The following is a 9,710-nucleotide window of genomic DNA, read 5'->3' on the forward strand; positions in this document are numbered from 1 at the left end:
CCATTACGCGGCGGGCGGGCATCCCGGCGGCGCGATCTACGGGGCGGCGCTTCCCGCGTGGCGCGGCGGCCCCCTGCACCCCCAGCCCTACCGGCTGCGGCCCCGGCTGTGGCAGGTCGGGACCGGGGTGCATCCCGGCGGGGGGATCCCGGCGATTCTGGGGGGGGCCCTGATCGTGGACCGGCGGATGGGTCAGGAATCGGGTTCAGGGCGTTGATACGGACTCCGATGCAATCGTTGACGCAGTGGTTCAGGTCCGGGCGGAGGCGAGAAGGAGAAGGGGCGGGTTCCGTAGGACAGGTTCAAAGGGCCGCTCTCCACCTCAGGAGAGCGGCCCTTCGGAACGTCCGGCTTACTGCCCGGTGATCGCCTTCAGCGGGTTGACCAGCCCGTGGCCGAAGTTGTTGTCCTTGCCCGCCGTCCCGAGGTCCTTGGCGGTGGAGGTCAGCAGGTTCAGGAGCTGCGCGTTCGTCAGGGTGGGCTTGGCGGCCCACACCACGGCGGCGGCGGCGCTGACGTGCGGGGTCGCCATCGAGGTGCCGTTGAAGTACTCGTAGTCGGCACCCGTCACGCTGACCGTGCCGCTGGTGGGCAGCTTGCCCAGCAGGCCCTGGCCGTCGGCCTGGGTGATGCCCACCACGGGCACGCTGGCGCTGTTGGTCAGGCTCATGCCCAGCGGTCCGGCGGCGTTGTTGTAGATCATGACGGCCTTCGCGCCGCTGCCCACCGCGTTGGCGACCTTCTCCTCGAAGGAGCAGGTGCCGCGCGAGATCAGGGCGATGTTGCCGTTCAGGGCCGCGTTGCGGGTGCCCACGCCGCACAGTTCGTTGGTGCCGCCCGCCGCGACCACCGTGCCCGTGAAGGTGCCCTTGCCGCTGAGGTCGGCGGCCTGCACGTCGGCGAAGGTCACGCCGCCGCCCGAGGCCGAGGCGCGGGTGCCCTGACCCAGCGGAATGGGGCTGAGGACGCCCACGCCGGGACCGACCAGATCGACCTGCGTGCCAAAGTTCGAGAAGTCCGCCTTGGCCTCCGCGTCGTCGATGGCACCCACGCCCACCACGTTGTTGTAGGCGGCGGGGTAGGAGACGGCGGCGCCGTCGTTGCCGGTCGCGGCAATGGTCACGGCGCCCTTTTGCCACACGCTGTCATAGGCCCGCTGCTCGGTCTTGCTGGCGCGGCCCCCGCCCAGCGACAGGCTGATGACGACCTTCGCCTCGGTGCCGCCCTGCGACTTCAGTTGCGCGGCGCACCAGTTCACCCCGTTGATGATCCCGCTGGAGCTGCCCGAGCCGTCGTCGCCCAGCACGCGGGCCATGTACAGGTTCACGCCCGTCGCCACGCCGCCCACGCCGTTCACGTCCATGCCGCTCTGCTGCCCGGCCGCGCCCGTTCCGGCGCCGTACTGCGCGAACACCGTTCCGGCGACGTGCGTGCCGTGCCCGTTCACGTCATTGAGCAGGTAGGCGTCCGCGCGGCCCGCCTCGCCCGTGAAGTTCCTGAAGCCCTTGAGCTTGCGGGCGAACTCGGGGTGGTTGCCGTCGATGCCGGTGTCCCCGATGCACACCGCCACGCCTGCCCCGGTGTAGCCGCCCGCCTGCAGTTGTGAGACGCGCAGCGCGTTGTCGCCCCAGGTGTACTCGCCGCTGGGGGTGTAGAGGGGCGTGGCCTGCGCCGAGAGGCCCTGGGCGCTCAGGCCGCCGCCCACCGCCGCGTCGGTCGTGCCGCTGCGGCGCCCCAGCGCGACCCGCTTGAGGTCGGGTTCCACGTACTCCACCAGCGGGCTGCCCTCCAGCCGCCGCAGCGCCTCCGGGCTCAGGCGCACCGCCGCCGCGCTGATCTCGGCCCACTGGCTGGTCAGCACGCCGCCCGCCGCCGCGATGGTCTGGGCCTGAAGCTGCGCCTGCGCTGCGAGCTGCTGGGCACTCAGGCTCTGGGCGCCCAGCGCACTTTCCTTGAACCCCACGAGGTACGCGCCCGAGAGGGCCTCGTCAGCCACGGGAGCGGGAGTCGCGGCGACGGGCGCCGGAGCCTGGGTCTGCTGGCCGCAGGCGGCGAGCGTCAGGGCGAGGGTGGCGGCCAGCAGGGTGCGGGTGTGCGTCATGAGAACCTCAGGAAAGGCGAGAAGACGGGAGCGGCCTCACCGGACCCCGGTGCGGAAGGAACTGGGAGGAATGCCCCGCTCGGATGAATGGAATGTGGGGCGAATAGTAGAGCGTCATGAGGGGCAGGCCAGTCCTCTGTCTAGACAGGACTGTACTCAGTCAAGAATGGGTCAGATTCGCCTTGCTGGTCGGGGGAAGCCGCATCTGCCCACCGCAGATTCGGCCCGGAGCGCCGCCCACCCGTCTACACTTTTGCGCCCATCCGTCCCTGCTGATCAAGCAAAGGAAAGGGGCGGGTGGCCCGTCGTGGCCCCCGCCCCCTGAACGCCGACGGCCCGGCTTACCAGCGCTCAGTCACCGTCTTGAGTTGCAGGAAGTTGGTGAGGTAGTCCGGCCCGCCCGCCTTGGAATCCGTGCCGCTCATGTAGTAGCCGCCGAAGGGCTGCACGCCCACGATCGCCCCGGTGATCTTGCGGTTGAAGTACAGGTTCCCGGCCTCGAACTCGTGCCGCGCCTGCTCCAGCCGCTCGCGCTTGTTGCTGATCACGCCGCCGGTCAGGCCGTACTCGGTCGAGTTGGCGATCTCCAGCGCATGATCCCAGTCCCGCGCCCGCAGCACGCTGACGACCGGCCCGAAGATCTCCTCCTGGGCGATGCGGGCCTGCGCGTCCACGTCTCCAACAATGGTGGGCTGGATGTAGTAGCCCGTCTTGCCGCCGTGCTCGCCGGGAGCCTCGCCGCCCAGCAGCACCGTGCCCTCCTGCGGCGCGATCTCCAGATAGCCCCTGATCTTGTCGAAGCTCATCTGGTTGACGACCGCCGTCACGTTGGCGTTCTCCTCGCCGGTGCCGACTTTCAGCGCCCTCGCCCGCTCGACGAACTGGCCCACGACCGTGTCGTAGACCTCGTCCACCACGATCAGGCGGCTCATCGCGCTGCACTTCTGGCCGTTGAAGCCGAACGCGCCCTGGGTGGCGGCGGTCACGGCAACCTCCAGATCGGCCGTCTCGTCCACGATCAGCGCGTCCTTGCCGCCGAGTTCCAGAATGACTTTCTTGATCCACTTCTGGCCGGGCATCGTCTTCGCGGCCACCTCGTTGATGTGCAGGCCCACCGCCCGCGACCCGGTGAAGGTGATAAAGCGCGTCCTCGCGTGCGTGGTGAGGTACTCGCCCACCTCCTTGCCGACGCCGGGCAGGAATTGCAGCACCCCGGCGGGCAGCCCCGCCTCCAGCATGATGTCCACCATGAATCCGGCGATCAGGCCCGAGTCCTCGGCGGGCTTGGCGATCACGCAGTTCCCCGCCACGATGGGCGCGGCGGCCATGCCGATGAAGATCGCGCAGGGAAAGTTCCAGGGGCTGATGCTCACGCCCACGCCCAGCGGCAGGTACATCAGGCCGTTTTCCTCGCCCTCGAACCAGGTCGTCTCGGCGGCGCCGAAGCCCGCGTACTTCATGGCGGAGCGGGCATAATACTCCAGAAAGTCGATGGCCTCGGCCACTTCCACGTCGGCCTCGGCGTAGTTCTTGCCCACCTCGATGCTCATCAGCGCGCAGGCTTCCAGGCGGCGGCGTTTGAGGATCGCGGCGGCTTTCAGCAGAATCCGGGCGCGGGCGTCCATGTCCCACTTCTTCCAGCTCTCGAAGGCGGCCCAGGCGCCTTGCAGGGCGTTCTCGGCATCCTGGATGGTGGCTTTGGCGGTTGTCCCGACCAGCTCGGACGTGTCGCAGGGGTTACGGCTCTCGATCCTCTCCGCCGTGTCCACTCGCTCGCCGTTGATGACGAGAGGGTAGTGCTTGCCGACGAGTTCGGCGCGGACCTTCTTGAGCGCAGCCTGATATGCCTGCACGTCCTCGGGCCGGGTGAAGTCGGTGAAGGGCTGGGGGCGGTAGTCCTGAACTTTGATCATGGGTGGCTCCTGGGGCCGCGCTCGGGCGGCGGAACGAGGTCGAACAGGGAATCGCCGGGGCGGTCGAGCCGCCGGGCGTGGGGGCCGGGGTCGGGCAGGCCACCGGGAAAGAGGCGGCGGGCGAGCCCGGTCAGAAAGGCGCGGGGATGCCGGGGTGACTCGGGCAGGCGGCCCAGCAGGAACCATCCCAGGTCGCGGTCGTCGAATTCATTCAGCGCGTAGGCCCAGGTGCGGGCCAGCGCCGCCTCCTGCGCCTCGCCCAGCGCGTCGAGGTGCGGCAGCAGCAGCGCCGCGAGGGTGTCCAGCCCCACCTCGCTGTCGGGGTCGAGGTAGGTCAGCGGGTGCGCCGCCAGCCCGGAGCGCCAGCCCAGCATTCCTAGGAACTGGCCCAGGTAAAAGCCGTTCACGTGGCCGCCGTCGGGATACAGCACGCCCGCCTCCCCCCTCAGCCCCTGAGCATCCCGCGCAGCACGAACACGGCGTTGCGCGGCGTCTCGGCGATGCGGCGGGAGAAGTACGGATACCAGTCGCGCCCGTAGGGGATGTAGGCCCGCACCCGGTAGCCCTGCCGCGCGAGGTCCTGCTGCAGGTCGCGGCGGATGCCGTAGAGCATCTGGAACTCGAAGGCGTCCTTGCTGACCCCGTGCGCGAGGGCGAACAGCTTCACGTCCTCAATGATCGACTCGTCGTGAGTGGCGACGTTGACATAGTTCCCGGCCCGCATGTGCGCGTACACCAACCGGCGGTAGCTCGCGTCCACGTCGGCCTTGTCGGGCATGGCGACCGACTCGGGTTCGAGGTACGCGCCCTTCACGATCCGCAGGTTGGGCCGCAGGTCGTCGAGGCTGTCGCGGTCGGCCTCCGAGCGGTAGAGGTAGCTCTGGAGGACCGTGCCGACGTGCGCGTGCCCGAACTCGTTCACCAGCAGGCGGAACTGTGCGAGGGTCTGGTCCACCCGGGGGTGGTCCTCCATGTCGAGGCACACGAACCCGCCGTACTCCCTGGCCCGCCCCACGATGCGCCGGGCGTTGCTCAGGCCGAGGTCCTCGCCGCCCACCGTCTGGCCCTGGCCCACGCTGGAGAGCTTCACGCTGACGTAGGGGGTCAGCCCGGCGGCGTGCGCCTCGTCCAGCAGCTTCAGCACCTTGGCGGCGAAGTCGTTGGCGGCCTCGGGCGAGGCGACGAATTCCCCGAGGAGGTCGAGGTTCCCGAGAATCCCGTCACCTTGCAATTCCTGCACGGCGCGAATGGCGGAGGCGGCGTCCTCGCCCGCCACGAAGCGCTGGGCCATCCCCCAGCCGCGCGAGCGCACGAGGTCTTCGACGAGTTTCTGTCCTGAAACGGTCAGGACGGCCTTGCGGTAGATCTGGTCAAGCATGGGGTCTGACTCCGAGGTTCTCCAGCACGAGGGGGGCGAAGGTGCGGACATGGCGCCGGGCGGCTTCTCGGGCCGCCCCCGCGTCGCGGGCCAGCACCGCCGCGAGAATCGCCGCGTGCCCCGCCGCCGTGTCCGGGTGGGCGTTGTAGGTGCGGGTCTGGTGTTTGATCAGGGCCACCCGCTGCTCCAGGCCCCGCGCCAGTTCCGCCAGGGGAAGGTTGTGCGCCGCCGCCGTCACCGCCGCGTGAAAGGCGAGGTCCAGCCGGGTCTGCACCCGGTAGTCCTCCTCCCGCGCCGCGCCGAGCCGGGCGAGTGCCTCCCGGAGCTGCCGGGCGTCCCCGGCGGTGTGGTTCGCCGCCGCCAGAGCCGCCGCCAGCCCGTCGAGTTCCTCGCGCACCACGTAGGTCGCGCAGGCTTCCTCGGCGCTGACCTGCCGCACCCGCACGCCCTTGTTCGCTTCTGCGACCAGCAGCCCGTCTTGCGTCAGGCGCATCACCGCCTCGCGCACCGGGGTGCGGCTCACGCCGAGGCGGGCGCCGAGCTCGGCCTCGCCCAGCCGCTCGCCGGGCAGAAAGTCGCCGTCCAGCACGGCCCGGCGCAGATGGTCGTAGACCCCGTCACGGACCAGGCTGGGGCGCTCGAAGGCGGAAGGCACCTGGATATTGTATCCAATCTGGGCGGAGGAGAAGGCCCGAGCTCTTCTGTTGACCCCCTGCCCTTGCGGGAGGGAGCCTTGCGCCGCCAGGTGGTCCAGGGGGAGAGGAGGCGGGTGACCCATCAGGCGACGCCCTCCGGGTCAGGAAATGCCCTGCAGGGAGCGGAGGGAGTGAGGTGGAGACAGCAGAGAGGTGGAGACAGCAGAGCGGAGAGGAAAGCCCCCTCAATTCCCCTGCTCTCCCTCCTCCGATTTGTGGCGGTCGGCCAGCTGCCCCAGAATCCCCAGGGTAAAGAGGATCAGCAGGGTCGCTCCGGTCGCCAGCACGTACAGACCCAGGCCGCACGCCACGCCCACCCCGGCGGTGGCGAGCATTCCGGCGGCGGTGGTCAGCCCCTTGGCCTGTCCGCCGCTGCGGTCGGAAAAGATCGCCCCGGCCCCCAGGAAGCTCACGCCGCTCACGACCGCGCCCAGCACGCCGACCAGATCGAAGCGCACCTGGTCCGAGTCGTCGCTGAAACGCAGGATCAACGTATCGGCCAGCACCACGAACAGGGCCGCGCTGATCCCGATCAGGATGTAGGTCCGCAGGCCCGCGCCCCGGCGGCGCTGCTCGCGCTCCCAGCCGATCAGCCCGCTGAGTACAAAAGCGGCCAGCGGCCCCTGCATCAGCCGCAGCTCGCTCCAGAAAGTTTCCATGCGGCAGGCTACGGCATGCGGGCACCCGCACGGGCGGGCGGCTCAGTCCGCGTAGCTCGTTTCGATGGGAAAGATGCGGTCGGCCAGGGTCGCCAGCCCGCGTGTCCCGGCCCGGCGCTGGCAGGCTGCCGTGTCCAGACACAGGGTCACGTAGCGGGTGCGCCTCGCCCCCACCACCACCCGGTAAAAGGCCGCCTCCTGCCGCGAGCGGGTGAAGTGGCACAGGTCGCAGTGCAGCGCGTTCTTGCCCCTGGGCTCCAGCGGGGAAAACTCGGCCAGCTGGTCGCCGTGCACCAGGGCCAGCCGTCCGTCCGCCACCGGGTAGAGGCCCAGGGTCAGGGAGGACTCCTGGCCCTGCGCCTCGCCGAACAGTTCGCGGTACGACTCCGGAAACAGTTCCCGCAACACGTCGCGGGCGCTGTGGTTCTTGGGTGGCGTGTCGCTCATGGGGCCGAGTGTAAGGGAGGGGCCCGGGGGCGGAAGGTGGGGAGTGGCACCCAGCGAGCCGCAGCACAAGGCCGCAGGAGGCAGGAGAAGACAGAGCCAAGACGCGAGCGCCGCAGCCGGGGCGTGGTGTGGGCGGGGTGGCCCCGGCCTTCGCGTGCGGCTCGCCCCACGCCCCAACCGTGCCCCCCCGCCCCCTCCCGCCGTGCCCGCCGCCCTAGACTGCCTCCCGTGAGATCGCGCAGCGCCAACCGCAGCGGCATCGTGATCCGGCGGCGGGTGACGCCTGCCGGGGACATCATCGTGTCGCTGCTGACCCCTCAGGGCAAGGTCAAGGCCATCGCGCGGGGGGGCGTGCGCGGGGCCCTGAGCAGCCGCCTGAACCTCTTTCACCATGTCGGGGTGCAGCTCTACCAGACCCCGCAGGCCGACCTCGCCACCGTGCAGCAGGCGGTGCTGGAAGGGGCGCTCCCCCGGTTGGCCGAGCCGGAGCGCTACGCCTTCGCGCACCTGATGGCCGAACTCGCCGACGCCCTGTTTCAGGAGGGCGAGTTCTCCGAGCAGGCCTTCGACCTCTTCGCCGGGGCGCTGCGCGGCGTCTCGCACCAGCCGGACCCCGAGTGGGTGGCGCTGGTGATGAGCCACAAGCTGCTGGGGCTGGCGGGCTTCGTCCTCCAGACGGGCCGCTGTGCCCGCTGCGGCGCCCCCGACCCCGCGCACCCCGACCCGCTGGGCGGTCAGCTGCTGTGCGGCGGCTGCGCGAGCCTGCCCGCCTACCCCCCGGCCAGTCTGGACTTCCTGCGGAACGTGGTGCGCCGCTCGGTGCGGGTCAGCATGGAGCACCCGGTGCTGGAAGATGAGCGCCCCGCGCTGTGGCGGGCGCTGGAACGCTTCGTGACCGTGCAGGTGGGCAATGTGCAGAGCTGGCGGCAACTGGTGCCGCATGTGGCGGCGGCCCCGGCCTGACCCTCAGTCCTCTATGACGGCGTTGCACACCGAGAAGGAACGGCTGAACTGGCGGCAGGTCGTCGTCAGTCTCGCCTTGCCCTGGTGGGAGAGGCGGGTCGCCCCCATCTGGTCGCCAAACGTCCAGCCTGCACCCCTGAACTTCCGGTCCAGCTTGTCCTCGGAGCGCAGCAGGTCCCCCGCCCGTCAAGCTGGTGGGGTGCCCCGCTGACCCGCACCAGTCCGCTCAGGAGGGCGTGGGGCGCGGCCCGGAACAGTGCCCCGGAACAGTGCCCCGGCGTCCGGCTCCTGAGTGCGGAGGGCGCCGGAAACCAGCCCCAGCCAGATCAGCGGCCACAGCGTCCAGACGGCCAGAAAGCACAGAGCGGCCAGAAAGCACAGAGCGGCGACCAACGCACCCTTTCAATTGGGTTCAATTGGGACCAGGGGGCAGAAGACGCATCCCCTCAACCTACGGTCCCTCAACCTACGGTCACTTCACCCGGTTCGCCTCGATAAAGTCGATCACCTGTTGCCGCGTGCCCCCCAGGAAGGTGAGCGGCCGGGCCAGCGCCCCCACGACCGTGATGTGGTTGAGGCGCGGCAGGACCGTGCGGGTCACGGGCACCCCGGCCTTTTTCAGCGCCGCTTCCATGTTCAGGGCGTTTTGCGGGTGAACAGTGTCGTCGTTGGCCGCCACGAGCAGCAGGTGCGGCGGCGCGTCCGGGCGCACGTGGCGGTCGGGCATGACCTGATCGGGCGTGCTGCCTTCCGGAAAGGCGACCCGGCTCTGGAAGTCCCGGAAGTCGTAGGAGTACGGCCCCGCGATGCCGATCACGCCGCGCACGGCCCGGACCGGCACGCCCGCCTCGCGTAGCCAGCGCTCGTTGACGACGGCCTCCACCGCGTTGAAGGCGCCTGCCGAGTGCCCGGACACGAACAGGTTGTCCGGGTTGCCCCCCAACTTCGCCGCGTTGTCGCGCATCCATTTCAGCGCGGCGGCGGTGTCCTGGACATAGGCCGGGTAGCGGTTTTGCGGCGCGAGGCGGTAGTTCATCACGCCCGTCACGTAGCCTGCCCGCGCCAGGCTCTCCCCGACGAACTTGTGCCCCTCCTTGTCGCCGCTCTGCCACGAGCCGCCGTGGACAAACAGCACGACCGGGGCATTCCGTGCGTTCGGCGGCGCGTACACGTCCAGCACGTTGCGGACGTCCTGGCCGTACTTCTGGTCGCGGGTGACCTCCAGGCCACGGGTGCTGACGGCCGTGTTGAGGGCGCCCTGGGCATTCTGGCCCGAGCAGGCGGCGAGGGTGAGGCCCAGGGCGAGCAGGCCCAGGGCGGGACACAGGCGGCGGACGGACCGGGAAGACATGGGCGGAGGCTAGCGGCCCTGTCTTCTCCCGGCTGGCACGGGGGGCACACTCGGGCTTGAGGCGGCCTTGAGGCTGGGCGCACCCGGGGTCAGCTCGCCCGCACGAACCCCCACACTCCCGCGCCCACGTCCCGCGCTAGCCTGCCGGGGATGACAGCGGGAGGGACGGACGTGCTGGTCGTGGGGGGAGGCCCGGCGGGCGC

General features: G+C 70.3%; 9 protein-coding genes and 1 pseudogene. 2 read left to right on the forward strand and 8 right to left on the reverse strand.

The genetic code is table 11. From position 1 onward, the window contains the following. Positions 1-217: pseudogene (locus QOL99_RS11415) on the forward strand (phytoene desaturase family protein); the annotation flags it as partial. Positions 218-352: 135 nt separating this feature from the next. Here QOL99_RS11415 and QOL99_RS11420 read toward each other — a convergent pair. The 7 genes from QOL99_RS11420 to QOL99_RS11450 all read right to left on the reverse strand — a co-directional run bounded on the left by QOL99_RS11420 (position 353) and on the right by QOL99_RS11450 (position 7,193). After that, positions 353-2,101: a S8 family serine peptidase gene (locus QOL99_RS11420; RefSeq protein ID WP_285523956.1), complete on the reverse strand. Its 1,749-nt coding sequence runs from the start codon at positions 2,099-2,101 to the stop codon at positions 353-355. Positions 2,102-2,442: 341 nt separating this feature from the next. Beyond that, on the reverse strand, positions 2,443-4,014 hold the full coding sequence (gene pruA / locus QOL99_RS11425) for an L-glutamate gamma-semialdehyde dehydrogenase (protein WP_285523958.1): 1,572 nt from the start codon (positions 4,012-4,014) through the stop codon (positions 2,443-2,445). Further along, complete coding sequence (locus QOL99_RS11430) at positions 4,011-4,445, reverse strand: hypothetical protein (RefSeq protein ID WP_285523960.1); 435 nt, start codon at positions 4,443-4,445, stop codon at positions 4,011-4,013. The genes pruA and QOL99_RS11430 overlap by 4 nt, the downstream gene beginning before the upstream one ends. 14 nt (positions 4,446-4,459) lie before the next feature. Further along, a complete protein-coding gene (locus QOL99_RS11435) occupies positions 4,460-5,392 on the reverse strand; it encodes a proline dehydrogenase family protein (RefSeq protein WP_285523962.1) in 933 nt (310 codons plus the stop codon). Then, complete coding sequence (locus tag QOL99_RS11440; RefSeq protein ID WP_285523965.1) at positions 5,385-6,047, reverse strand: GntR family transcriptional regulator; 663 nt, start codon at positions 6,045-6,047, stop codon at positions 5,385-5,387. The genes QOL99_RS11435 and QOL99_RS11440 overlap by 8 nt, the downstream gene beginning before the upstream one ends. 225 nt (positions 6,048-6,272) lie before the next feature. Next, the gene (locus QOL99_RS11445; protein WP_285523967.1) at positions 6,273-6,746 is read right to left on the reverse strand and encodes an MgtC/SapB family protein; all 474 of its coding nucleotides are present in this window, start codon (positions 6,744-6,746) and stop codon (positions 6,273-6,275) included. A gap of 42 nt (positions 6,747-6,788) precedes the next feature. Further along, positions 6,789-7,193, reverse strand: a complete 405-nt coding sequence (locus tag QOL99_RS11450; protein ID WP_285523969.1) for a hypothetical protein — start codon at positions 7,191-7,193, stop codon at positions 6,789-6,791. 228 nt (positions 7,194-7,421) lie between these two features. Here QOL99_RS11450 and recO point away from each other — a divergent pair, with 228 nt between their 5' ends. Continuing rightward, positions 7,422-8,156 carry a DNA repair protein RecO gene (gene recO / locus QOL99_RS11455; protein WP_285523971.1) on the forward strand — a complete coding sequence of 245 codons (735 nt, stop codon included), beginning with the start codon at positions 7,422-7,424 and terminating at the stop codon, positions 8,154-8,156. A gap of 472 nt (positions 8,157-8,628) precedes the next feature. Here the strand turns inward: recO and QOL99_RS11460 are convergent, their stop codons facing one another. Beyond that, positions 8,629-9,507 (reverse strand): alpha/beta hydrolase, encoded by an 879-nt coding sequence (locus QOL99_RS11460; protein WP_285523973.1) that lies wholly within the window; start codon positions 9,505-9,507, stop codon positions 8,629-8,631. Between the last annotated feature and the right edge of the window lie 203 nt (positions 9,508-9,710).

It is taken from the genome of Deinococcus rhizophilus, assembly GCF_030271215.1.
GTDB lineage: Bacteria > Deinococcota > Deinococci > Deinococcales > Deinococcaceae > Deinococcus > Deinococcus rhizophilus.